This is a genomic window from Paenibacillus sp. sgz302114, assembly GCF_056120345.1.
The window spans coordinates 24,909-48,470 of the sequence record NZ_JBVYOI010000002.1; the positions used below are offsets into that span (position 1 = coordinate 24,909).

At 49.0% G+C, this 23,562-nt stretch carries 24 protein-coding genes and 1 other RNA gene; 6 read left to right on the top strand and 19 right to left on the bottom strand.

Annotated elements, in window-relative coordinates; all coding sequences use genetic code 11:
• Positions 1-196: 196 nt before the first annotated feature.
• Genes AC0LWF_RS05140 through AC0LWF_RS05160 form a run of 5 tightly spaced genes read right to left on the bottom strand, consistent with a single transcriptional unit; the run spans position 197 to position 4,498 of the window.
• Entirely contained in the window at positions 197-1,174 is a 978-nt protein-coding gene (locus AC0LWF_RS05140) for a nucleotidyltransferase family protein (RefSeq protein WP_474650498.1), read from the bottom strand.
• 34 nt (positions 1,175-1,208) lie between these two features.
• Complete coding sequence (locus tag AC0LWF_RS05145; RefSeq protein ID WP_474650499.1) at positions 1,209-2,987, bottom strand: ABC transporter ATP-binding protein; 1,779 nt, start codon at positions 2,985-2,987, stop codon at positions 1,209-1,211.
• The gene (locus AC0LWF_RS05150) at positions 2,984-3,457 is read right to left on the bottom strand and encodes a signal peptidase I (protein ID WP_474650500.1); all 474 of its coding nucleotides are present in this window, start codon (positions 3,455-3,457) and stop codon (positions 2,984-2,986) included. The genes AC0LWF_RS05145 and AC0LWF_RS05150 overlap by 4 nt, the downstream gene beginning before the upstream one ends.
• Positions 3,441-3,716 carry a PqqD family protein gene (locus tag AC0LWF_RS05155; protein WP_474650501.1) on the bottom strand — a complete coding sequence of 92 codons (276 nt, stop codon included), beginning with the start codon at positions 3,714-3,716 and terminating at the stop codon, positions 3,441-3,443. The genes AC0LWF_RS05150 and AC0LWF_RS05155 overlap by 17 nt, the downstream gene beginning before the upstream one ends.
• Positions 3,713-4,498 carry a hypothetical protein gene (locus AC0LWF_RS05160; RefSeq protein ID WP_488656653.1) on the bottom strand — a complete coding sequence of 262 codons (786 nt, stop codon included), beginning with the start codon at positions 4,496-4,498 and terminating at the stop codon, positions 3,713-3,715. Before AC0LWF_RS05160 ends, AC0LWF_RS05155 begins: the two co-directional genes overlap by 4 nt.
• A 207-nt stretch (positions 4,499-4,705) precedes the next feature.
• Between AC0LWF_RS05160 and AC0LWF_RS05165 the strand changes: the two genes are divergently transcribed.
• On the top strand, positions 4,706-4,915 hold the full coding sequence (locus AC0LWF_RS05165; protein ID WP_474650503.1) for a hypothetical protein: 210 nt from the start codon (positions 4,706-4,708) through the stop codon (positions 4,913-4,915).
• A gap of 410 nt (positions 4,916-5,325) precedes the next feature.
• On the opposite strand, the gene AC0LWF_RS05170 is transcribed toward AC0LWF_RS05165, so the two are convergent.
• The 6 genes from AC0LWF_RS05170 to AC0LWF_RS05195 are packed head-to-tail and all read right to left on the bottom strand — an operon-like array spanning position 5,326 to position 10,095.
• Entirely contained in the window at positions 5,326-6,201 is an 876-nt protein-coding gene (locus tag AC0LWF_RS05170; protein WP_474650504.1) for an urease accessory protein UreD, read from the bottom strand.
• The gene (gene ureG / locus AC0LWF_RS05175; RefSeq protein ID WP_474650505.1) at positions 6,164-6,886 is read right to left on the bottom strand and encodes an urease accessory protein UreG; all 723 of its coding nucleotides are present in this window, start codon (positions 6,884-6,886) and stop codon (positions 6,164-6,166) included. Before ureG ends, AC0LWF_RS05170 begins: the two co-directional genes overlap by 38 nt.
• 42 nt (positions 6,887-6,928) lie before the next feature.
• Entirely contained in the window at positions 6,929-7,663 is a 735-nt protein-coding gene (locus tag AC0LWF_RS05180) for an urease accessory protein UreF (protein WP_474650506.1), read from the bottom strand.
• A gap of 19 nt (positions 7,664-7,682) precedes the next feature.
• On the bottom strand, positions 7,683-9,401 hold the full coding sequence (gene ureC / locus AC0LWF_RS05185) for an urease subunit alpha (protein WP_474650507.1): 1,719 nt from the start codon (positions 9,399-9,401) through the stop codon (positions 7,683-7,685).
• Entirely contained in the window at positions 9,398-9,766 is a 369-nt protein-coding gene (locus tag AC0LWF_RS05190) for an urease subunit beta (RefSeq protein WP_474650508.1), read from the bottom strand. The genes ureC and AC0LWF_RS05190 overlap by 4 nt, the downstream gene beginning before the upstream one ends.
• A 23-nt stretch (positions 9,767-9,789) precedes the next feature.
• Positions 9,790-10,095 (bottom strand): urease subunit gamma, encoded by a 306-nt coding sequence (locus AC0LWF_RS05195; protein ID WP_090578912.1) that lies wholly within the window; start codon positions 10,093-10,095, stop codon positions 9,790-9,792.
• Positions 10,096-10,377: 282 nt separating this feature from the next.
• Between AC0LWF_RS05195 and ilvD the strand changes: the two genes are divergently transcribed.
• Positions 10,378-12,066 carry a dihydroxy-acid dehydratase gene (gene ilvD / locus AC0LWF_RS05200; RefSeq protein WP_474650509.1) on the top strand — a complete coding sequence of 563 codons (1,689 nt, stop codon included), beginning with the start codon at positions 10,378-10,380 and terminating at the stop codon, positions 12,064-12,066.
• 120 nt (positions 12,067-12,186) lie between these two features.
• Positions 12,187-12,801 carry a PH domain-containing protein gene (locus AC0LWF_RS05205; RefSeq protein WP_474650510.1) on the top strand — a complete coding sequence of 205 codons (615 nt, stop codon included), beginning with the start codon at positions 12,187-12,189 and terminating at the stop codon, positions 12,799-12,801.
• 70 nt (positions 12,802-12,871) lie between these two features.
• On the opposite strand, the gene AC0LWF_RS05210 is transcribed toward AC0LWF_RS05205, so the two are convergent.
• On the bottom strand, positions 12,872-14,314 hold the full coding sequence (locus AC0LWF_RS05210; RefSeq protein WP_474650511.1) for a polysaccharide deacetylase family protein: 1,443 nt from the start codon (positions 14,312-14,314) through the stop codon (positions 12,872-12,874).
• 216 nt (positions 14,315-14,530) lie between these two features.
• On the opposite strand from AC0LWF_RS05210, the gene AC0LWF_RS05215 reads away from it, so the two are divergent.
• Positions 14,531-15,643: an AI-2E family transporter gene (locus AC0LWF_RS05215; protein WP_474650512.1), complete on the top strand. Its 1,113-nt coding sequence runs from the start codon at positions 14,531-14,533 to the stop codon at positions 15,641-15,643.
• 18 nt (positions 15,644-15,661) lie between these two features.
• On the opposite strand, the gene AC0LWF_RS05220 is transcribed toward AC0LWF_RS05215, so the two are convergent.
• From AC0LWF_RS05220 to AC0LWF_RS05230, 3 genes are all read right to left on the bottom strand, one after another.
• Positions 15,662-17,488: a peptidoglycan D,D-transpeptidase FtsI family protein gene (locus tag AC0LWF_RS05220; RefSeq protein ID WP_474650513.1), complete on the bottom strand. Its 1,827-nt coding sequence runs from the start codon at positions 17,486-17,488 to the stop codon at positions 15,662-15,664.
• Positions 17,489-17,669: 181 nt separating this feature from the next.
• Positions 17,670-18,578, bottom strand: coding sequence for a glutamate biosynthesis transcriptional regulator GltC (gene gltC, locus AC0LWF_RS05225; RefSeq protein ID WP_474650514.1), 909 nt, complete (start codon positions 18,576-18,578; stop codon positions 17,670-17,672).
• A 54-nt stretch (positions 18,579-18,632) separates the two neighbouring features.
• Positions 18,633-19,241, bottom strand: a complete 609-nt coding sequence (locus tag AC0LWF_RS05230) for a rhomboid family intramembrane serine protease (protein ID WP_474650515.1) — start codon at positions 19,239-19,241, stop codon at positions 18,633-18,635.
• A 93-nt stretch (positions 19,242-19,334) separates the two neighbouring features.
• Between AC0LWF_RS05230 and tpx the strand changes: the two genes are divergently transcribed.
• Entirely contained in the window at positions 19,335-19,853 is a 519-nt protein-coding gene (gene tpx / locus AC0LWF_RS05235) for a thiol peroxidase (protein WP_090578888.1), read from the top strand.
• A 76-nt stretch (positions 19,854-19,929) separates the two neighbouring features.
• Here the strand turns inward: tpx and AC0LWF_RS05240 are convergent, their stop codons facing one another.
• The 3 genes from AC0LWF_RS05240 to AC0LWF_RS05250 form a co-directional block, all read right to left on the bottom strand.
• Entirely contained in the window at positions 19,930-20,322 is a 393-nt protein-coding gene (locus tag AC0LWF_RS05240) for a DUF1499 domain-containing protein (protein ID WP_474650516.1), read from the bottom strand.
• A gap of 95 nt (positions 20,323-20,417) precedes the next feature.
• A non-coding RNA gene (gene ssrS, locus AC0LWF_RS05245) (6S RNA) lies at positions 20,418-20,599 on the bottom strand.
• 48 nt (positions 20,600-20,647) lie between these two features.
• Positions 20,648-21,442 (bottom strand): YesL family protein, encoded by a 795-nt coding sequence (locus AC0LWF_RS05250; RefSeq protein ID WP_474650517.1) that lies wholly within the window; start codon positions 21,440-21,442, stop codon positions 20,648-20,650.
• A 206-nt stretch (positions 21,443-21,648) separates the two neighbouring features.
• Here AC0LWF_RS05250 and AC0LWF_RS05255 point away from each other — a divergent pair, with 206 nt between their 5' ends.
• Positions 21,649-21,720 (top strand): YjcZ family sporulation protein, encoded by a 72-nt coding sequence (locus tag AC0LWF_RS05255; protein WP_474651197.1) that lies wholly within the window; start codon positions 21,649-21,651, stop codon positions 21,718-21,720.
• A 64-nt stretch (positions 21,721-21,784) separates the two neighbouring features.
• Here the strand turns inward: AC0LWF_RS05255 and cshA are convergent, their stop codons facing one another.
• Positions 21,785-23,374: a degradosome RNA helicase CshA gene (gene cshA / locus AC0LWF_RS05260; protein ID WP_474651198.1), complete on the bottom strand. Its 1,590-nt coding sequence runs from the start codon at positions 23,372-23,374 to the stop codon at positions 21,785-21,787.
• Positions 23,375-23,562: the final 188 nt, after the last annotated feature.

Sequence of the window (23,562 nt, forward strand, 5' to 3'; positions counted from 1 at the left end):
GGAATCCACTGTGTGCAATCAATGAATTCCACCCTATCAATTGATACAATTTGTAACATAAATAATAAAAAGCGACTCCCCCAACATCGGAAACACCGTGCTTCATTGTCTGCAGAACCGGAATATCCAAACGAAGCAATCACTCAACAGCTTATATTCATTTTATGATACAAAGTGTATCTAGTCAATTCTAAATTTACATTCTCTTAATATAATTCAAGCGATGAGTCCATGTGTCCAGTAATAGCAAAGGAAACAACTTATTAAATACTGGCTTTATCGACTGGTGTCTCGTATTCAGTCGATGAATCAGACTGTAATTCCAGAAGTAGACCTTCTTCATCCAATGAAAAGGTTTACGGCGATGCAGATGAGGGAAGCATTCGTAGACAATGGACAGTGCCGCGACGATTCTTGACCTTGTTTTGTCATTCTCAGCCTGCCGCATCAGCTCGTCATAGTCTAGTTGATCGCCGCACTGTTCAATCATTTGCAGAATATCGATCATGTACTTGATCGAGTCCATCCGATGCTTAATGCCGTGCAAGCAAATCATGTAAAAGGTCTGTTGCACTGACATTTCTTGCACTGATTTATAAGATTTGTATGGAACGCTGCCGCTCCAAAGCGTAGAAGCCGGCAGATCACAGGTCCGCATATCCATAATATGATGGTGCAGCTCAAGCTCAACTGGAGCAGGCAACTTACCTGAGACCTTTCTCAGCGTTACGTTATGATGGTCTTCCACGGAATTTGTCGGATGATACCCGAGTTCCTCCGCGCAGGCTATTGCAAGCTCCATCTGCTCCCGAGGTACCAATAAATCAATATCGCTAGTCCCTCTGGCTGCAAAATGTCCAAAGTAGCTCTCCGCAAACCGCGTGCCCTTCAACGGCATCACTGGAATGGTATGCCGTTCCAGCCTGCCGAGCAACGTTTCTGTTTCGGTTCGCAGCAGTAAATTTTGACTGCATACCCGATCCGCCTTCACTTTAAGCCAGTCGATAAAAAAAGAAGGCATCTGCTCCTTCCGGGCATCGCCTAGCAGTGCATGATATACCTGCGCGTAAATTTGAAACACTTCGATCTCATTCATAATCTCCTTAACTTGTTCTTCCGTATAGTGGAAACCATCATCACGACTGTATAAGCTTCTCAAAAAAAAGATGAGCATACTATTGACTCCTTCATGGCGATTTGTCAAAACGTCATTGACTAGCAATTGTTTGCCCTTCCGGCAACTGGAGATGATGAAAGCGAGAATAAAGCCCTTTATTTCCAAGCAATTCGCTATGCTTGCCCTGCTCAACAATCGCACCTTTATCCATGACGACGATATGGTCAGCATTCTGAATGGTGGAAAGCCTGTGAGCAATAACAAGTGTAGTCCGGTTGTTTATCAAACGTTCTAGCGCATTTTTAACGAGATGCTCGGTTTCACTATCAAGTGCCGAAGTCGCTTCATCCAGTAAGAGTACAGGCGCATTCTTCAGCAGCGCCCTGGCAATCGCAATTCGCTGCTTCTGTCCTCCCGACAGATTCACGCCGCGCTCCCCTACATTTGTCTCATAGCCGTCTGGCAACGAAATGATGAAATCATGAATATTGGCATCCCTCGCTGCTTGTTCAATCTCGCTTTGATTGGCACCCAACTTACCGTAAGAAATGTTTTCTCCAATCGTTCCATCGAACAAGGTTGCCTCTTGAGGCACATATGCGATACTGCTTCTAAGTTGAGAGAGACTCATCCAATCCGTCGGCGTCGTATCAAAGAAGATATCCCCCCGGTCTGGCTTGTATAAGCCTTGGAGCAATAAAAAAATAGTGCTCTTGCCCGCACCGCTAGAGCCTACGAGGGCTGTTACCTTATTTGCAGGGATCGTAAGATTGAAGTCATCAAACACACTTGCCGATCCGTCGTAGCTGAAATGGATGTTGCGGAATTGGATGGATCGTTTAACAGACACACTCGCTACCGCCTCAGGTAGCGACCTTACTTGAGCAGGCATATCAAAAACGGCCATAAAACGCTCCACCGAGGCAAGCGACCTCTGAAAGCTCCCCCATTGACCTGCCATACTCGTAAATGGATAAATCAGATGATTCATAAGTGTTGTAAAGGCCAACAGGGAGCCTACAGTGATCGTCCCATTGCCGACAAACCACGTGCCAAGTCCGATATTAGCCAAATAGGCGAAAGAAAGCGCTGCCGAAGTACCTACTCGAAAGTAAGAATACAATTTGGTATCCCTTAACTGAAGCGATACAAGCGCATCATTGCTATTGACAAAACGTTTAAAGAACAGCTTCTCCAAAGAGAACGATCGAATTATGGTTTGAGAAACAAGAGTATCGTTAAGAAAGCTGTATTGTTTTCCCCATGCGGCCTGGAGTAATTTCGCATTACTCCTGAGCAGCTTGCCAAAAACCGCTGCTGAACAAACAGCAAGAGGTCCAAACACCAAGCAAATTAATGTTAGCTTCGGTTCAATATGCATCAGGAACACGAGCGCCGCAATCGCGGTTGCTGGCAGCCTGACCATATTAACGATATTAGCTCCAACGATGCCTCCGATATTCCCGATATCATTGGTTAGATGCGAAAGCGTTTGTCCAGAGTGGTGTTTGTTGAAATATGATGCGGGCAGTCTAAGCAGATGATGGAACAAATCATTTTTTAAGTCTTGCTTGATTTTGATGACCACATTCGATTCCAAATATGTATTCAGATATAGGATGATACAGTCCACAACCGTTAAACCAACACCAATGAGAAACAACTCTCTCAAACGATGCGTATCCAAGCTGATCGCGGCATCGGTAATATTCTTCATAAACCATGCGAAACCGAGCGTAACGAAGATGCCGAGCGTCAGTAACAGGAATAGTCCCCCATACATCGGCCAGTAGCTGCGCATATATTTGCCCAAAAATCGGAGCGGTTTTTTCACTTCACCAACTTCAAGAAGACCTTTTATCATTCTCATACGCTTCGAACCCTCTTTATCAAGCTTCTCGTAATAAACTTGATTTTTAATATCGCTTTAATGACTACAGACACCACAGGTGCCGATAAAATGATCCGTTTCCAGAGAACAAACATAAATTGGGTTGAGCGAATCGTAAAGCGGGCCTTCTTAATTTCAATCAACTTGCCAATTATTCGTTCAAATTCCACCGGCTCGTCTTTATGTAAATTTGCATCTCCTTTGCATTGGTACATGGGTCCATGATCACTTTGAATAACCCTCAGCAGTCGGTGCCCCGTCAATACTTGACGACGAGATACAAAGAGGAGAATATCTCCTCTTTGTATTTCGCTAGGCTTAACCGAAATGACTTTGCAAATATTTCCTGTCGTTAACAGCGGATACATGCTATTACCGTTTGAAGGGATTTCCATAACACCGTTTCTCTGCATTGCCCTAATCATTCGAAAATCAATAGCCTTCTGCATATTCGACCAATCCCATCTCCATGAGTTGAGACAAGAACAGTTCAACATCTCGCTTTGCAATCTCAGCAGAAATGGAATAATACCCTCCCAATTGCTCGACCAGATAATCGACATCCCTTGGGGTGTCCAACATGGATAGACAGAAGCCGCCCGCGTGGTTCAGTCTAGTGACAGAGTAGGTACTAGAGTTGAGCACGAGCCACTCGTCGTCCAGCTGTGTAACTTCCACTTCATTTGCGCTTTTATAATTTGTTTTCATGAGATTTCCTCCCAAAATGTGTTTTCTTTTTTAAAGGCGAGGTTATAGATCGGAACTCGCTCAGCCATCATTTTACAAAGAACAAGCGCGTTTTGAGTCTCCTTCACATGATGAGGCCAATAGAAAATTTTATCTATCATTCGAAATAAACCATCCGTCCTCTTTAATAGGGATCTGTGATTATGCATGGCTTGCTGCAAGAGATGGATTCCGGATAGCGGACGGCTTCTTTCTTGACCTACGCTCACGATTTCACTGCGGAACGGAGAATCATATACTCGAACTTCGTCGCCGCTTACTTTGACGATAGTGGCTTCATCAGATAGTATCGGTCTTGGAGCTGATAGTCTAGCTGCGGTAGATTTACCGGCACCTGAATGGCCGGTAAAAAGAAACGCTTCCTCTTGCCGAGCTACGCAAGATGAATGCAGGAGCAGCCCCCACTTCTGATGAACAATATAAGTACTATACAAATTCATCAGCGCATGCTTTAATGCAAATTCATTGTAGGCACGGATCGTCGCGTGCCCAAATCCAATGTCCAGCTCGATTCGATAATCACCTCTTGTAAATACAATGGCTTCATCTGTTACCTCACTGGTTACCTCAAAGTCTATAAAAGGAATGCCGAAGCCCAACTCAACCCGAACTTCCAAGTCTATTGAACTACTATCATCCGAATGCTTGATAAAATTTGACCATGCGGATGTTTTAAAAAACTCAACGACATCTTCATCTGCTGCATGAAAGCAAATGCTGTGTTCTGCGACTTTATAGTGCACAGAATTCAATAAAAACCCCTCATTTCGACTTTTTTTAGATACAATTTGTAACATTATTATTATATACAATCTGTATCAGGTCAATAGGCATCGTCTGTTTATTTACAAAAAATATTTCTTCAAGATACATATTGTAACCGAGAGACTTTTATACTACAATCAATTCAGATACATAACGTATCAAACAAACTAAAGGGAGCGATTATTTTGCAAAAACAAAACTATCAAGCACCGAAAGTACTACAAAGCCAAGGCATCGTATTTGAAACAAACGTATCTGGCCAAGGTCATAATAACAATAATGGTAACCACAATGGTCCAGGCAACAACAACGGCAACCACAACGGACCTGGCAACAACAACGGTAACCACAACGGACCTGGCAACAACAACGGCAACCACAACGGTCATCATTAATAAATTGCATCTACAGATCGCTTGATCACAGATGTAAAGCATGCAACTAAACTGGTACCCATGTACTGGACACTTTGAAAAAGTGTTTAGCGCATGGGTACCTTTATATATACTGTATTGAACTTTTACAACTATCTCAACTCTGCCCGCCAGGAACGTACGCTAGCAGATGAGCATACAGGCGCGCTTCACCCATTTTCCGCTAGCAACAGGAACCATAGATCGTTAATGGGGCAGCAGCGCTTAAAGCGGACTATCAGCGTCAAAGCGAGATAACTGCCGGGACAGTGGAAATTAACAAGACGACTCCTGTTCAATACAGGAATCATCTCTAAAGTGTGGGCTTGCACTCTTTTTAAGAGTCCTCTACTAAGGGACTAGTTTAAAGACCTTGTTCGCCATCCTTTTCTTTACTTACGCAGCGCGATTGGCGGCAGACCAAGCACAACCTCGCGAGCTTTCGCCCACGCGGTAGACAAAGCTTCCTGAAGAGCCCAAGCAGCAGTACTTGCCATCATCACAGCAATCCCATACTTATACGTCATAGAGACGCCCCATTCAATCGGATGTTCCTTGAGAATCGGAAGCTCCGAGAGTACAGCCCTTATCGCTTCAGCATGCGCAGCCTGCATCCGATCCGAGAACGCATAGAATACACCTGTATGTGTCATCCCCGCATAACAACCTCGTGCAGCAAGCCTTTGTGACAAGGGCTCAATAAATTGATTTTGCGCATAAATCAGCTCATTCTTATAGTAGACATTGAACCTGCTCCGAAAAGAACGATAAGCAAACCTCTCGCCTCGGAGCGCTCTTCCCGGACACAGTACCTCTGCCCCCATCCAGATTGCTCCTTCAGCAAGACGAACCTCAGTATGCATCGTAAATTCCGCATCCCGATATAGCATTGTCGGCTCAGGCATTGACTCGACGATAGCACCCTTCCCAAGCTCAAAGCATTGAATCATCGTAGAACCGCCATAATTCTCATGCGCAGGATGAACCTTTGTAAAGGATTGATTCGTGATATAGGCATGAGCTTCGTCCTCTGCCTTCCAATACAGTTCGTACTGGTCGCCAGCAAGCAGTCCAGGAGAAACATCCATTACAATGACACCGACAGTGTCTCCAAGCGGAAAAGCTTTCGCAATCTTGATAGGCGCAGTGTGGTACTTCGCTGTGATAATGGAGCCCCGCTCCCGCTTCTCAAATACGGCCCGCAGCTGCGAAATGCGCCGCCCCTTCTCACTAGACGTGGCTATGATGTCCGTGAGCATGATGGTCATGATCCTCATGATGATGCTCGCGACCATGAGCGTGGGCCAGCTCATGCTCTAGCCAGTGTACGATCTGATCGACGTGAACGCCTCCGAACAAATTCGAGAACACATACGGCCGATCTCCGCGCATACGCTTCGTATCTTCTTCCATGACCTGCAGGCTGGCGCCGACATGCGGAGCAAGATCTATCTTATTAATAATCAGTAGATCGGATCGCATAATGCCTGGCCCGCCCTTGCGTGGAATTTTCTCCCCTTGAGCAACGTCGATGATATATATAAACCGATCAACCAGCTCTGGGCTAAATGCAGCAGCTAGATTATCACCGCCGCTCTCAATAAAGATCATATCGAGATCATCGAAACGGCTCGTCAGCTCATCGACCGCTTCAAAGTTCATGGAGGCATCCTCTCGAATGGCAGTATGCGGGCAACCTCCGGTCTCCACACCAATAATGCGCTCCTCCGGCAGCACGCCAGTTGCCGTCAGAATGCGCGCGTCCTCCTTGGTATAGATGTCATTCGTGATAACAGCGACACTATATTTATCCTTGAGCGCGCCTGCCAACCGCTCGACGAGCGCCGTCTTGCCTGAGCCTACGGGACCTCCGATTCCAATCCGAATCGGTCTTGAGCGATCGATCGAAGGTTGCTCCCACTCGCGATGGTGATGACCTTGTCCTTGACACATATTGAACGCCTCCTAGAATGTTATCTGATTGTTCCCTCGTAATTAGGACATAAACAGCCTGGAATACAGCGTCTCGTGACGCATCATCGCTATTTCGGCTAACGGCATATTCGAATAAGCTTCTTCCGGCTCCATCGATTCTGCAATGTGCCAAGCTTCAGCCGCTATCGGGGTTAGGCGTGCAATGATGGACTGCCCTTCTGTCTGCCCCATTGACATCAGCCGCAGTGCACTCCCCACACAAGTCACAATACAAGCGTACAAGTAACCTTGCGCCGCCTGCTCCAAACTAATGCCAAGCTGGCAACACGCATAGCCAAAAACAAGCGGATGTGTCGCGAGGCAATCATTCGTGCGAACACCTTCGGTTAGCGGCGACCAATCACATTGCGGATATAGGGAAACAAGCAGCTGTAACAGCCGTCTGCCCATCTTCTGAACACCGGTTCGAGATTCAATCGCCGCCCGCTGAACATGCACAAGTCTCTCTACCGCCCAAAGCGAGTCCAGCTTACGTACGGGTAAGTCCCGATATACTGCTTTTATAACCATTACATCCGCCGTGCTCCAGCTTTGCAGCAGCATCGCTCGCATGTACTCCTCGAGATGGGCAGCCGTTCGGACCGAGCCTTCCTGAACGAGTGTTTCCAGACCGAAAGAATGCGAAAATCCGCCAATCGGCAGCGCTGAGTCGAGCAGCTGCTGAAGCGCGAGCCAAGGAACGATGCCCGCCGTAGAAGGCGGCCGCGTTAGCGAACCCGATAGTTGTTCAACCACTGCAGCTTCACCTCATTTATTAGAACAGAAAATACAACTGAGCCATCGGCAGCACATCCACAGGTTCACAAGTCGCGAGAACACCATCAACCTTAACCTCATACGTCTCTGGGTCCACTTCAATTTTGGGCAGCGCATCGTTGTGAATCATATCTTTCTTCGTTACTGTACGGCAGCCGCGAACAGGCTCGATCCTCTTCGCGAGACCAAGCTGTTCAGCTATTCCACTCGCATAAGCCGCTTGAGAAACGAAGGTAATGGAATTTTTGTACTTCGCTTTGCCGAAAGCGCCAAACATCGGCCGACCGAATACAGGCTGAGGCGTCGGAATCGATGCATTCGGATCACCCATCTGCGCATAAGCGATCATGCCGCCTTTCAGCACAAGGTCCGGCTTCACACCGAAGAACATCGGGCTCCAAACGACGAGATCAGCGAATTTGCCCGGCTTTATTGAACCGACGAGATGCGAGATGCCATGTGTAATCGCAGGATTTATCGTGTACTTGGCGATATAACGTTTGATGCGGAAATTATCGGCTTCTGCACTCGTTTCCTCTTCAAGCGCGCCTCGCTGTTTCTTCATTTTGTCAGCGGTCTGCCATGTTCTGATTATGACCTCGCCAACTCTGCCCATCGCCTGGGAGTCGGAGCTAATCATGCTGAAAACGCCCATATCATGCAAAATATCTTCCGCTGCGATCGTCTCCGGGCGAATACGCGAGTCCGCAAAAGCAACATCCTCGGGAATGCTGCTATCCAGATGATGGCATACCATCAGCATATCGAGATGCTCTTCAATCGTGTTGACGGTAAAAGGACGCGTCGGGTTCGTCGAGGAAGGCAGTACATTCAGCTCGCCTGCCGCGCGGATAATATCGGGTGCATGACCGCCGCCGGCGCCTTCTGTATGGTACGTATGTATCGTCCGGCCTTTAAACGCCGCAAGCGTATCTTCAAGAAATCCCGCTTCATTCAGCGTATCGGTGTGAATGGCAACCTGAACGTCATACTGGTCCGCGACTTCGAGGCAAATATCGATAGCCGCAGGCGTCGTACCCCAATCCTCGTGCAGCTTCAGTCCGATTGCTCCCGCTTCCACCTGTTCGATGAGCGGACCCGCGAATGATGCGTTCCCTTTTCCAGTGAAACCGAGATTCATTGGAAAAGCTTCCGCGGCCTCCAGCATCCGGTACATATGCCAAGCTCCTGGCGTACATGTCGTTGCATTCGTCCCCGTCGCAGGACCTGTTCCTCCGCCGATCATCGTCGTGACTCCGGAAGAGAGCGCAGTCTCAATCTGCTGTGGGCATATATAATGAATGTGCGTGTCGATACCTCCGGCAGTGATGATTTTGCCTTCGCCTGCAATAACCTCCGTACTTGCGCCGACGACCATTCCCGGAGTGACGCCATCCATAATATCCGGGTTCCCGGCTTTGCCGATGCCGACGATGACGCCGTCCCGAATGCCGATGTCGCCCTTCACTATGCCCCAGTGATCAATAACGACTGCATTCGTAATGAGCGTATCCAGCACACCATCAGCCCGAAGGGCACCGCTGGACTGCCCCATGCCATCTCGAATAACTTTGCCGCCGCCGAATTTGCATTCATCCCCGTAGACGGTGTAGTCGTGTTCAATCTCCGCCCACAGCTCGGTGTCCGCAAGGCGCACGGCATCACCCGTTGTCGGACCAAACATGGCTGCATAGCTGCCTCGATCCATTCTGCTCATGGTTGCTCCACCTTCCAAGCTGCAAGCCTTGCTCGAACATCCTCCGACATTGCACCATGAACAGCAGCCCCGCCGGATAGCGCGTTTAGACCATAAGAGAGCTTGCTGCCGCCGAGCTCTACAAGTTGAACCGGCTTCTCCTCGCCTGGCTCAAACCGCACTGCCGTACCTGCCGGAATATCTAGCCGCATACCGAAGGCTGCTTCGCGATCAAAGCGCAGCGCTCGATTCACTTCAAAGAAATGAAAATGTGATCCGACTTGTATCGGCCGGTCTCCTATATTGGCAACAAGCAGCTTCGTCGTTTGCCTTCCTGCGTTAAGCTCAAGCTCACCCGGCACGATCCGATATTGTCCTGGAATCAATGCGCTCACCTTCTTTCTTTCGATCAGCCTTTGATGGGATGATGAATCGTTACGAGCTTCGTGCCGTCTGGGAAAGTCGCTTCCACTTGCACGTCATGAATCATATCTGCAACGCCGCTCATCACCTGATCGCGACTAAGAATGTTTGTGCCATATTCCATTAGCTGGGCAACGGTCATGCCGTCACGAGCGCCTTCTAATATTTCGGAAGTCAGCAATGCAACACTTTCAGGGTAATTCAGCTTCACGCCGCGATTAAGCCTCCGCTTCGCCAAATCAGCAGCGATCGTGACGAGCAGTTTTTCTTTTTCACGTTCAGTTAGTTGCATGTTGACACCTCTGTTCTACGTTTTTCTATTATTATACCGACCGAAGATAGGTAAGTAAATCATTTATGTTAACTTAACTAACATTTAATGATACATAATTCGCGAAATGATGCGACATTGAGGGTTTCGTGTCAGTTCATGTCGAGCTTTGCTAACGTGAAATCACGCTATCCCCGCGCCAGTTCTATTGTTTACCACCTTCACCTTTCGACAGCCAAGCTAGCCATCGGACAGGCAATGTGGTAGACTAAAATTTATTGAATTACTTTGGGAGGGACAGAAATGGCGGCAAACAAGATGCGTTCAGACATGATTAAAAAAGGATTTGACCGCGCTCCGCACCGCAGCTTGCTGCGTGCTGCCGGGGTAAAGGAAGAGGACTTCGGCAAACCGTTTATCGCGGTTTGTAACTCGTACATTGATATCATTCCTGGCCACGTTCACTTGCAAGAATTCGGCAAGCTCGTTAAAGAAGCAATCCGTGAAGCAGGCGGCGTGCCGTTTGAATTCAACACAATCGGTGTTGACGATGGTATCGCAATGGGTCATATCGGCATGCGTTACTCGCTTGCCAGCCGCGAAATTATCGCTGACTCCGTAGAAACAGTCGTTAACGCGCACTGGTTCGACGGCATGGTCTGCATTCCGAACTGCGACAAGATTACACCAGGGATGATCATGGGCGCGCTTCGCGTCAACATTCCGACTATGCTTGTCAGCGGCGGACCGATGAAAGCGGGTAAAACTTCCGACGGCCGTTCCATTTCGTTGTCCAGCGTATTTGAAGGCGTTGGCGCATACCAAGCAGGCAAAATCGACGAAGCAGGCTTGCAAGAGCTGGAGCAGTTCGGCTGCCCAACTTGCGGATCTTGCTCCGGCATGTTCACGGCGAACTCCATGAACTGCCTTGCAGAAGGTCTTGGCCTTGCTCTTCCAGGCAACGGTACGATTCTTGCTGTATCGCCTGAGCGTAAAGAGTTCGTTAAACAAGCTGCTCGCCAGTTGATGGAACTAATCAAGATGGATCTGAAACCTCGCGATATCGTGAAGAAAGAATCGATCGATAACGCATTCGCTCTTGATATGGCGATGGGCGGTTCCACGAATACTGTTCTTCATACGCTTGCAATTGCGCATGAGGCTGGTATCGACTATCCAATCGAGCGCATCAACGAAGTGGCTGCACGGGTACCGCATCTTGCTAAGATCGCTCCGGCTTCCGACTACCACATCGAAGATGTGCATAACGCCGGCGGAGTAAGCGCAATTCTTAACGAGCTGTTCAAGAAAGAAGGCGCACTGAACGGCGATATGCTGACGGTAACAGGCAAGACGCTTCGCGAGAACGTAGCTGGCCATGATATCAAGGATACAGATGTTCTCCACACACTTGATAATCCGCACAGCGAACGCGGCGGTCTATCCGTTCTGTTCGGCAACCTCGCACCACGCGGTGCAATCATTAAAGTCGGTGCCGTTGATAAATCGGTTGGCGGCTACCACAAAGGTCCTGCAATCTGCTTCGATTCGCAAGACGAAGCGCTGCACGGCATTGCGAACGGCAAGGTTAAAGAAGGCCATGTCGTTGTCATCCGCTATGAAGGACCTAAAGGTGGACCAGGCATGCCTGAGATGCTTGCTCCTACTTCGCAAATCGTCGGTATGGGCCTCGGCGCGAAAGTCGGTCTCGTAACAGACGGACGTTTCTCCGGCGCATCCCGCGGTATCAGTATCGGGCACGTTTCTCCGGAAGCGGCTGAAGGCGGACCAATCGCATTCGTTCAGGATGGCGACCTCGTGGAGCTTGATCTGATCAACAACGAGATGAACCTGCTAATCAGCGACGAAGAGTTCGAAGCTCGCCGTGCGAACTGGAAAGGTTTCGAGCCGAAGATTACTAAAGGCTATCTCGCTCGTTATTCCCACCTCGTTACAAATGCAAGCACAGGCGGCGTATTGAGATTCAATTAGAAATTTGCGCTAAACCTGCAACTTAATAAGATCGCCCTGCGTATGACAGAATGAACGTCATCCTTGCAGGGCGATCTTTTTTTGTATGGATGGACTTATGAAATCGAGGAGGTTACGCTTATGTTTGGTAAGGTAGCTGCGGATGTGCTCGGATTAAGCGATTTGGGCTCGGTCATCAAGCCGGAAAATTACGATAAGGTGGATGCCGACGATTACGTGCTTCATGAGGATAACGAGAAAATTTACTTCCTGATTAAATCGAAATCGGATGAATACTGCTTTACGAACCAGGCGCTCATTCATCTCGACGGTACAAGCGCCATTAGCAAGAAACGGACGCTTCACCGCTACGCCTACAGCTCGAACCGCATTTCCGGCGTCAGCCTGGAAACAGCAGGAACGGTCGACCTTGACGTCGAGATTAAATTCACGCTGGGCAGCACCGAGTTCACCATTGATGTACATAAGAAATTTATCGAAGACATTAAAGACTTATACAAAGCACTCATTAAGATCGCTGAGATTTCGCATGAGAACGAGGTTAATCTCGGATTTGCAAGACAGAGCCTCGACTTAGCGTCATCGACCGTCAGCCAAATTTACAAAGCAGAGATTGATTTGTCCGAACAGTTCAAATCCATCAATCAACTCGCCTTCAATTGGCTGCATGAAACGCAGAAGCAATACAAGTCGAAAGACTTTGGCGCTGTATTCGAGCGCTATATTAATCATTAGAAAACAAGAAGAAGGCGCCGCATCGAGGCGGCGCCTTCTTCTATTCTCATACAACGCTACTGCCGATACGTTAAGGCGCAGCTTCACCAGCTGCAGCGTTGGCATTATCGAAAGTACCTGGCGCCAAACTGTTATGAGCACCTGTATTCCGCTTCGCTTCTGCCTTAGCAGCAGCAGAAGCCTTCCATTCCCTGGCCATCTTCGTATCTTGGCCGTACCGATGCCAGAATTCCGCCATCGACATCGCAATAATCCTCGGTTCCAGTCGCGCGCCTTGTTCAGCTAGTCGCTGCTTGCCCGAAGGATGGAGCACTCGAAGCAGCAGCTTCAAGTAGATCCGCGCCGACTTATCGAACAATCCCTTGGGAATCGGCAACACACTGAAGCCGAACTGCTCTGCACCACGATTAATCATGCTCACACCATAAAGTCCTTTTACCGTCCCGGCTGCTTCATCATCCAATAGCTTCTTGGCAAGCTTAGGCATGCCATGCTGCACTTCTCGAATAAGTCTTATGGCTACATGCATCATCGATTTCGATTCCGCCATCATCCCGAGCAGCTTTTGGTTATCAAAGTGAAGCTCAACGATAGGATCCTTCGGCTCAATCCGGCGTCCGTCCGCAAGCTCAATCGTTTTGCCGCCATAAGGAATGATGCGGTAGTGGAAGATCGCTCCCTCGCCGCCGGATTTCACGCGAAACAGCACATGAAACACCCGTTCCCAGCCCATCCAGCAAGCGATAATCGCCCGCTTCAGCAAGCTAAACGACGGAGCAGCCGCTTTGTTCTTGTCTGTAATGGCAATCATATCGGTAATATGAACGAATTTGTAGCCGCGTTCCCTGCCTGCCTTAAGCACCGGTTCGAGAGCTTGCAGCATGTTCGCTGGGGCATCCTCATCCGCACCGAATGTTTGCCCGCAATCGTGCAACAGCAGCACTTCACCCGGCCGCAGCCTCTTCATAATCCGTTTCTGCAGTCTTTCAGCACCAACCCGTTTACGCCAATCACCGAATAAGGACGACCAAAGAATGATTTGCAAATAACCGAGATTGGAGAAATCAAATAAATTGACGATTCCCCACGGCGGACGATAGTAAGCTGAACGAACACCCGTCGTTTTACGAATAATTTCGGAAGTGCGGTGAATCTGTTTCTTGACTGTGCTTGGCCGCATTAACCAGTTAGATTTATGAACGTAGTTATGAATGCCGATGACGTGTCCTTCGTCATGCATCCGTTTCAAAAGTTCCGGGTGACGTTCCGCATGGATACCAACGACGAAAAAGGTTGCCTTCGCATCGTAGCGCTTCAGCAGATCGAGTAGCTGTGGCGTATAATTCGGATCTGGCCCGTCATCGAAAGTGAGAGCAATCTCCTTCTTCGCAAGGCCTTCTTTAAATACTCGAAACCCGAATGTCCGACTAATGATACCTGGCAAAAATGCATAAAAAGTTAAAAAATAAAAGCCCCATAGCAGGAAGTTCTCCATGATTCGTTTTCCCACCACCTTGTTTTACGTCTCTTTCACGTCCAATGGAGAGAGTTAGTCCGTACTGCCTGATGCCTCCATATATTGTACCATAGCAGCTGTCGAAACGGCTACGTAACTTAACATAATCTACAGGTTCAGTACTCATAAGAAATGAACGAATGGGAAACACTGTTATTTTATAGTACAATCATAATAAATCTGTTCAATATCGCTGCAAAAGGAGTCTATTCAATGCTTTCCTTCTACCGTAAATATTGGCGCACCGCGTTTGATATTGCCCTCATTGTTCTCACGGTATATCTCATTATGCTTGTCTTCAGCTATTTATACCGGATTGCGACGCCTGTTTTCCTTTCTTTCGTGATTTATATGTTCATCGAGCCGCCCGCACGCTGGCTCCAGCGATTAGGGATGAAGAAATCGATCGCTGCCGGCTTGTCTGTGCTCGTCTTTACGCTTGTTATTGTCGGCGCTTTCGTAGGTGCTGGCTATGTGATGACATCTCAGATTACAGGCCTTGCCGGGAATTTAAACAAATACCAGAACCTGCTAGTTGAGCAATTCCAGAACAACGCATCCGATATCCAGGAGAAGTTCTCTGGGCTGCCGCCTGGCGTAGTCGCCAAAGCGAAAGACATCCTTGATTACATTACGAGCTGGGGCTCGAACTTGGCCGGTTCGTTCCTTCTTTCCTTGGGCGGTTATTTGAAATCCTTCTCCACCTTTATCTTTAATTTCTCCATCGGCATCATTCTTGCATACTTCCTAAGTTTGGAGATTAAAGAGTGGAAGCAGCTTGCGAAGGAGAAGACGCCGAATACGTTCAAGAAAGCGTTCTTGTTCCTGCGGGAAAATGTTTTCTCCGGCATCGCCGGCTACCTGAAAGCTCAAGGCAAACTAATCAGCATCACATTCATCGTTATCTTTGTCTCGTTGTTGCTTCTTGGCATCGATAATGCGTTCTCCGTCGCGCTGCTATCAGCCTTCTTCGATGTGCTGCCGCTGCTTGGCGTCGGAACCGTGTTCGTACCTTGGATTATCTATTTGTTCATCGTTGGCAAGACCACGCTTGCCATCTGGCTTACCGTGCTGTTCTTAGTCGTCGTACTGACGCGCCAAATTCTTGAACCGAAGATTACCGGCGATACGCTCGGCGTCTCTGCTTTCACGATGCTCGCATTCATGATCGTGTCCTTGTCGATCTTCGGCATCTCCGGCGTCATTCTGTCGCCTATCTTGATGATCCTTCTGAAAGCATTGTATGAACAGCGATACTTCCACAGGTGGATCCATTCTCCAAGGGGCGAGTTCGATAACCAGACTAATCCTGCAGATCATATCTAACATGGACTTGGACGAGCTCTAGCCTTCTTCGGCTGCTGCCAAAATGTCCATTACACCGCGAAAGAGCACAGTCGCCTTATTGGACAAGCCTGGCGTGCGATTCTCGGCAAGTACAGCAACCGCATAACGCGGCGATTGCACCGGCCCATAGCCGACGAACCAATGATTGATGCGCTCATGGCCTCCCAGTAACACTTGAGCTGTTCCTGACTTGCCAGCAACACTCCAGCGGCCCTCATTGATTGAACGGCCTGTTCCATAGGCCACAACAGCCTCCATCCCGTGCAGCAGCGTCTGCGCCGTATGAGGGCTTATTTGTCCATAAGGCGAAGGCGCCAGCTGATGAGGCAGCTTCGTTAGCAGTTGTCCATTGCCATAATGAATCTCGCTCACGAGGCGTGGCTCCTGCACGACGCCTTGATGAAGCAACGTGACCATCAAGTTCGCAGCCTGCAGCGGCGACATACGCACGTCCCGCTGGCCAATTCCCGTCTGCGCCAGCTGCCCTCCGTCTCGCATAGATGGAGCCACTGCGAATACGGCGCCTGCTTCTTCATCCTGGAGCTGTTTAAGCGGCTTACCAAGGGGCTGGAAATCATGCTCGCTCGTCCAGCCTACTTGGCGAGCAAGTCCAAGCTGATCAGCTGCAATCGTAAGCTGGCGAGCGCTGAGCCGCTCCGCAATTGTAGCAAACGCTACGTTGCACGAGCCAGCGAGCGCCTCCTGCAGCGTCACAGTGCCATGTCCGCCGCGCTTCCAGCAGCTAAGTCCATAGCGGCCGTAACTGCCTCCGCAGAAGAAGGACTCCCCCTCGTTCGTCATCCCCGCTTCCAAAGCAGCCGCCTCCGTCACTAATTTGAAGATGGAGCCTGGTACTGCCGCTCGAATCGCATGATTCGCCGAGTCCGTTCCTTCCACTCCGATCCGACTCACTACAAGCTTTGGCCGTGAAATCATGCTGACAATATCGCCTGTCGCAGCATCCAGAACAACGACAGCGCCTTCCTTCAAAACATTTTTATCTAAATACTTCTCCAGCTTATTCTGAATGGGCAAATTGAGCGTCGTCGTTATTTTCAGCGGATAATAGGGATTATCGGGCCCAGTTAACCGCAGGTCGAGTCCATGAAGCGGCTCGTCCGCTCCGTTCGTGAAATACGAAACCGAGGTCGCGCCTACGCCTTGCAGCAGCTGATCCAAGGAGCGCTCAAGCCCGGAGCCTCCCGTCTGATCCGTCAGCTTCATCGACTTCTCCGCCAGCCGCTCTGAATAATCCGAACGAAGCAGCTCTGGATGCTGGCTCGTATAACCGATTACATGCAACGGATCGAATGCCTCCGGATACCGGTTTCGATAAGGCAGCACTCTAACTCCGTTCACATGCAGCTTATTTATCAGCCGGAGCTGTCGTTCCGTCAGCTTGTGCGGCAGTCGCTCATTCGCACTCCGCCAGAATGCAGCCTCCTTCAGTCCACGCATCCATCCGCCTAGCGCAGTCTCGCTCACACCAAGTGCATCAGCAAGCTTAGTGAGTTCCTTCTGCGATTCCGTTCTCGCTTTCTGCTGCAGCGGGAACACCGCTAGCGCCTTGTACGTCTCTCCCGTGATCGCAATCCCGTTCTTGTCGTAGAAGTCGCCCCGCCCGGTATCAAGCACAAGCCCGCGTTCACGCTGCGCGACAGACTCCGCCTTCAATTGCGTGCTTGCACGGCTAGTCATCGCTGGGGCAGAGGGAGCAAACTGCAGCCAAGCAATCCGCAGCATGTAGAGCACGAGCAGAAAGCTCATCCCGAGCAGCACCGTATATACCCGCCGTTGTCTTTTTCTCCGCCGTTCGACACTCATCCATGCACCGATTCCCTTCACTTCTACTCTTTTCTACATTATCCCCATCCCTCCATCGCGGCAGACAGACAAGCAGCCTTAATCCCTCTGGCAAATAAAAAAAGCCTCACAGGGAGCTGAACTCCACTGGAGACTTCTAAACAGGAGACTTAAAAAAACAATATAAGCAATGCTAAAGCGACTACGACCTCTTCTTAAACCGATCGCATTCGAAGAAATCAAGAAGATAGGTCTGGAACGCCTTCGCAACCAGAGGCAGCTTCTCGTTTGAACGATAAATGAGGCCGATCGTGCGCGTCACATGCGGAGACTTCACGCGCACCTTCGCCGGCTGCAGCGGCCCCGAAGCATAAAGCGCCATCTCTGGCAGCAGACTTACACCCATGCCTGCGGCTACTAAACCACGAATCGTATCGGTCTCTTCGCCTTCAAATCCGATTCGAGGAGTGAATCCCGCCTCTTTGCACGCCTCCCAAACAATTGGGCGCAGCGAGTAGCCTTCACTGAACAGCACGAACATCTCGTCCTTCAGCTGCAGCAAGTCAATTGATTCTTCACCCGCAAGCGGATGCGTAGGCGGCAAGATTGCGAAGAGCTCCTCCGTCAGCACAATTTGCCCCGTCACATGCGGATGACTCTCCGGACAAGGGGAGACGAACGCGAGATCGACCTCTCCCTTTCTCACATCCTGAATGAGCGACGGGTACATCCCTTGCTTGAACCTAAACTTCACGTTCGGATTCAGTTTGCGGAACGCAGCCACCACCTCAGGAATAAGCGAGATTCCTAGGCTGTGCGGGAAGCCGAGCCTGATTTCCCCTTTCTCTGGATCGAGAAATTCTTGAATCTCCACCACGGAGCGCTCAAGATCAGCCAATATAACCTCAGCCCGCTTCAGAAACAACGAACCGACAGGTGTCAGCTGCAAATTCCGCCCTTTCTGGAGGAATAGCTTTGCCCCAAGCTCTTCTTCGAGCTGATGAATCTGGCGGCTGACTGCAGACTGAGCTACGTGCAGCTCCTCCGCCGCTTTCGTAACATGCTCTTTCTTAGCCACTTTCACAAAATAATACAATTGACGAAGCTCCATGACGTCCCCTCTTCTATTCCAAAACTGCCTGCCGCAGCTAAGCCTATATCATGACTATCTGCGATTTTGTTTTAATGTAACATACCAGTCGTATGCGTAAGCAAGCACGATGCCTGCGAATAAGCCGCCGATATGGCCCCATATGGCAACATCCGGACCGATTAGCGAAAAAATGCCCCCGAAGATCAGAATCATATAGAGCGTCTTGCGCGAATTCGGATCTAGTGAACGCTTCATCAACGCTAAATACAGATATGCACCGAATACTCCATAGATGGAGCCTGACGCTCCAACCGTTGGATTCGCTCCAGCAATTGCAATAAACAAGTGACCAACCATACCGCATAGCAAGTAAAATAGTGCATACCGCACATGTCCCAGCAGCCGCTCTAAAGGCGGAGCAAAGACAAGTATGCTGAACATATTGAAGAAAAGATGTGAAATGTCCAGATGCAGAAATTCTGCCGTTACATAGCGCCACGGTTCATCGAGGGAGAAATAATTGTATGCTCCTCCGCTGTAAAATAGGCCATGTTCAAGCAAGGAACCGTTGAATACAAGATGGTCCAGCGCGTACACAAGAATGTTGATCGCAATAATCGCTGCAGTAACCGGGTAATACCGCAAATAACTGCGGAAGCTTTCATAGCGGAGGAAAATCATTTCGTTTACACACTCCCTATTGGACAATGCTATTTCATTATGATTATAATTATTTGGTATGAACCTATTATATTTCAAGGAGGCTGTTTTTTAATGGCTCAAGAACGTACTGGCGTAGCAACGCTTAAAGGAAACCCGCTTACACTGATCGGTCCAGAACTTAAAGTTGGTGACCAAGCACCAGATTTCCAACTGAACAAATCGCTAGTTGACGTTGTCTCCTTGAAGGATTTCGCAGGCAAAGTTAAACTTGTCAGCGTCGTTCCTTCCATCGATACAGGCGTTTGCGACGCGCAAACACGTCGCTTCAACGAAGAAGCCGGCAAATTTGGAGAGAACGTTGCAATTTTAACTGTCAGCGTTGACCTTCCATTCGCTCAAGCTCGCTGGTGTGGCGCAGCTGGCGTAGACAAAGTCGTTATGCTCTCCGATTACAAGAACAACAACTTCGGCGAAGCTTACGGCGTATTGATTAAGGATCTGAACCTCGACATGCGCGCAATCTTCGTAATCGACGCAAACGACACGATTCAATACGTGGAAGTGCTTAGCGAAATGACAGAACACCCGAACTACGAGAATGCGCTTAACGCTCTCCAAGCACTCGTATAAGCTACATAACCACACATGATAAAAGCGAGGTAAGGGGCTCCCTTCCTCGCTTTTTCTAATTTATGCACTTGCGTTATTAAATGCTGGTTGTCTTATATTGAGCCAGCTTCTTATCGAGAGTCCGGTAAATATCAAGAATAATCCGATAGTTGGAACCAAGGTCTCCGAAAGAACCGCGCGACGCGGAATAAATATCTACAGCAGCAGTTACTGGATTTACGTTAATAACAGAGATGGTAATGTCCATTGTACGGCCGGTAACCGTCCGTTTCTCGAGAACAATCTCACCTACAGATTGAACTTCGTGAAGCACCTTATAGCCTTGCATTTTTTTGAGTGTGGAGACGACTTCTTCCCACGCCTTCTCCCGGGATAATTTGTAATAATGGGATTTAAGCAACGGATCTTTCGCTTTATCGCCAGTCAATTCATGACTGCGCAGCAACCCGATGAGGGTCCGCTTCAACAAAAGTAATCTCCCCCTCCAATGTCTATGTACACTAACAAACATCATAGCATAGATGATGATACAAAAAAAAGGGGTTTCCCCCTTTTCATTGGAACTATGAACCCGCTCTGCCGTCCAGCTTGCTTGTTTCTGAACCCGCTCTCGCAGGTGGGTGGCCGCAGAAGCGGTTTTGAGATCCCTTTTCGAGGGCATGTCAGCCGCGCTTCAATTGAGTCTCCCTAAATACAGCCATTGGTTCAAAACAAGTGATAAGCCGTAACGTACATCGCAGGATGTATTGCTATTATAGACGTAACTACAGCAAAAGTAAACTTGAGTGCAGAAGCTATTTAATGGACGCTTGCCCTTCTTCTGTATTCAAGACTAAGCCCTCTTCTTCGAGCCGTTTACGCTCTTCTTCGGCCTCTGCTTCTGCCGCTTTCTGCATCTGCTCCTGCAGCTTCATATAGACGGCGTAGAAGTTCCAGAATGCCAGCAACGCCACGACACTGCCGGTAAAGAACGGTATCAGGAACATCAGCTTCGCGGAGCTCACGCTGATCCCTATGACAGCACCAGACATGATGACAGTCGACAGCGAACGGAAAGGACGTCCGATGGTGAGCAGCACCGCATTCTTGAGCAGCTGCATCGTCTTCATGTGATAGTGAACGACCATCGAGAAGAAGTTGAACAGCGATACAGCAAGCAGTGCGAATAAAGCAATAAACAAGTACGATAGCAGCTTCAGCGATTCCAGCTTGACCAAGTAAACGCGGAAGTCAACGATTAGAATCGAGAACAGAATAACGTAGATGACGCCGCCAATCATGCTTTGCTTGTAGCTGTCTTTGTAATTCCGGAAGTAAGTACGCAGCAGTGGCGCGTCTACCTCACCCATCACCCATTTGCGCGCTACGGAGAACATGGCCGCAGTTGCAGGGAATACCGTGAACGGAGCTACAACGCCTGCTACGATAAAGTAACCGAGCAATTGATCACCGTTTTGCGCGAATAATACAGGGAACAGCAGAATAATAAACGGCAGCGAACAAATAATCCAGAGTACGTTCGTCACCGATAGACGCATTATCCATTCCGAGATTTTGTAAAACCCGCCCATCATGCCTCTCATTTCCATGTTGCTTTATCCTCCTAGCAAGCGATTTCATTTTCTTCTACGATAACTATAATATAGTCTTCCCCATAAGCCAACGCCCATTTTCGGGAATACGTAGGCATATGTCTAAACGGCTATTACCTAAATGCATACATTATAGTGTTACGATTGCCCATGCCAGCAGGTAAAGGAGGTCGCATCTCATGAGCAACGCCCATCACGGTTCCATGACATCCCCAGCTATGATTCTCGTTCTGTTCATCTTGCTGATCATCATCTTAGGAGCATGCTTCTGTTAATAAGAAAGGGGCTTCTATTTATCCGATTGCTCGGCTAAACAGAAGCCCCGGTGTTTATTCCAGCTTATTCAGCAGAGGATGGACGTGGACGACGAGTTTCGCTGCGGCCTTCGCTACTGCGACCCTTGCTTCCGCCATCACGGTCACGGCCATAGCTGCTGCTGCTGCTAGAGCTGCTGCTGCTACCGCTGCTGCTGCGGTTGCTGCCGTAGCCGCCGCGTCCGCTGCTCTCGCCGCGTCCGCGTGGACCGCTTCCGGAACGGCTGCCGCCGCCGAATGGACCGCCGGAGAAACGGCGTCCGTTCGAACGAACATCCGGTCTGCGCTTCTTCGCACGAATAGGATCTTCTGGCGTAAGCTCGATGCTCACATCTTTCTTCTCGCCAGTAATCAATTTAATTGCTGCTGCCAGCAGGTTTACGGAATCGTATTGCTCAAGCAATTGGATTGCAATTGCCTTGAACTCACTTACGCCTTCCGAATCAAGCGCTTCAAGAATACGCTCCGCTGTAAGACGCTGTTTGCCTTCGATTGCTTCTGCAAGGCTTGGCAACGGCTTCTTCGCGATCTTGTGGCGAGTAACGCGCTCGATGAAGTGCATATGATCCAGCTCGCGCGGCGTTACGAACGACCAAGCGACGCCTTCTTTACCAGCACGGCCTGTACGGCCGATACGGTGTACATAGCTCTCCGGATCTTGCGGCAAGTCAAAGTTAATTACATGCGTTACGCCAGATACGTCTAGACCGCGCGCTGCAACGTCTGTCGCTACAAGGACATCGATGCTGCCGTCACGGAATTTACGCATAACGTTGTCACGCTGATTTTGGGACAAGTCGCCATGCAAGCCGTCAGCGGAATATCCGCGCTTCTGCAATGCTTCGCTCAATTCATCTACACGACGCTTTGTACGACCGAAGATAATGGCAAGTTCAGGCGATTCCATATCAAGCAAACGGCTAAGCGCATCAAACTTCTGGCGCTCATGCACTTCGATGTAAGCTTGATCAATTGTCGGAGCACTAACTTGTGTTGGGATAACCGACACGTGCTCTGGGTTACGCAGGAACTGGTCAGCCAGCTTGCGGATGTTAGGCGGCATTGTAGCCGAGAACAACATCGTTTGGCGATCACTTGGTACGAGGGACAAGATGGAAGTAATGTCTTCCATGAAGCCCATGTCGAGCATTTCGTCCGCTTCATCCAAAATAACCGTTTGTACATCATCAAGTTTGATCGTTTTGCGGTTGATATGATCAAGCAAACGACCTGGTGTACCAATGATGATTTGTGGTTTCTTCTTCAGTGCGCGGATCTGACGTCCGATCTCTTGTCCGCCATAAATTGGAAGCGAACGCAAACCTTTGTAACGTGTAAGCTTTCCGATTTCTTCCGAAACTTGGATCGCAAGCTCACGGGTCGGGGTCATAATTAGTGCGACGATACGTTCTTCGGTTACCGGAATCTTGTTAACAAGCGGAATACCGAAGGCAGCCGTCTTACCCGTTCCTGTTTGTGCTTGGCCGATCATGTCGGTACCGGAAAGCGCAATTGGAATGGATTTGGATTGGATTGGGGTTGATTCCTCAAATCCAAGGTCAGTGATGGCTTGAAGAACCTTAGGTTCCAAGCCGAATTCAGCAAATGTTTTCAAACTCAAATGTTTCAATCTCCTTCTATCTGCATCCTACAGAAAATATTCAGTTCATTATAGCACAAACGGCTTTCAGAATACCAGTTAACACTTCAGACACATACTAGCCCTATTTGAACCAATAGACAAACTTTAGGCTATTTTGTTAAACTGCTTACTGGCTTTCTAAACTTCCTTGAGGTGAATTC

Excerpts from the sequence above, each read along its gene's own strand:
- AC0LWF_RS05220 (WP_474650513.1), bottom strand. The coding sequence starts at position 17,488 with ATGAGTGTCGAACGGCGGAGAAAAAGACAACGGCGGGTATATACGGTG.
- AC0LWF_RS05230 (WP_474650515.1), bottom strand. The coding sequence starts at position 19,241 with ATGATTTTCCTCCGCTATGAAAGCTTCCGCAGTTATTTGCGGTATTAC.
- AC0LWF_RS05215 (WP_474650512.1), top strand. The coding sequence starts at position 14,531 with ATGCTTTCCTTCTACCGTAAATATTGGCGCACCGCGTTTGATATTGCC.
- AC0LWF_RS05155 (WP_474650501.1), bottom strand. The coding sequence starts at position 3,716 with ATGAAAACAAATTATAAAAGCGCAAATGAAGTGGAAGTTACACAGCTG.
- ureG (WP_474650505.1), bottom strand. The coding sequence starts at position 6,886 with ATGTGTCAAGGACAAGGTCATCACCATCGCGAGTGGGAGCAACCTTCG.
- tpx (WP_090578888.1), top strand. The coding sequence starts at position 19,335 with ATGGCTCAAGAACGTACTGGCGTAGCAACGCTTAAAGGAAACCCGCTT.
- AC0LWF_RS05250 (WP_474650517.1), bottom strand. The coding sequence starts at position 21,442 with ATGGAAATGAGAGGCATGATGGGCGGGTTTTACAAAATCTCGGAATGG.
- AC0LWF_RS05140 (WP_474650498.1), bottom strand. The coding sequence starts at position 1,174 with ATGCTCATCTTTTTTTTGAGAAGCTTATACAGTCGTGATGATGGTTTC.
- AC0LWF_RS05205 (WP_474650510.1), top strand. The coding sequence starts at position 12,187 with ATGTTTGGTAAGGTAGCTGCGGATGTGCTCGGATTAAGCGATTTGGGC.
- AC0LWF_RS05170 (WP_474650504.1), bottom strand. The coding sequence starts at position 6,201 with ATGACCATCATGCTCACGGACATCATAGCCACGTCTAGTGAGAAGGGG.
- AC0LWF_RS05195 (WP_090578912.1), bottom strand. The coding sequence starts at position 10,095 with ATGCAACTAACTGAACGTGAAAAAGAAAAACTGCTCGTCACGATCGCT.
- gltC (WP_474650514.1), bottom strand. The coding sequence starts at position 18,578 with ATGGAGCTTCGTCAATTGTATTATTTTGTGAAAGTGGCTAAGAAAGAG.
- ilvD (WP_474650509.1), top strand. The coding sequence starts at position 10,378 with ATGGCGGCAAACAAGATGCGTTCAGACATGATTAAAAAAGGATTTGAC.
- ureC (WP_474650507.1), bottom strand. The coding sequence starts at position 9,401 with ATGAGCAGAATGGATCGAGGCAGCTATGCAGCCATGTTTGGTCCGACA.
- AC0LWF_RS05145 (WP_474650499.1), bottom strand. The coding sequence starts at position 2,987 with ATGAGAATGATAAAAGGTCTTCTTGAAGTTGGTGAAGTGAAAAAACCG.
- AC0LWF_RS05150 (WP_474650500.1), bottom strand. The coding sequence starts at position 3,457 with ATGCAGAAGGCTATTGATTTTCGAATGATTAGGGCAATGCAGAGAAAC.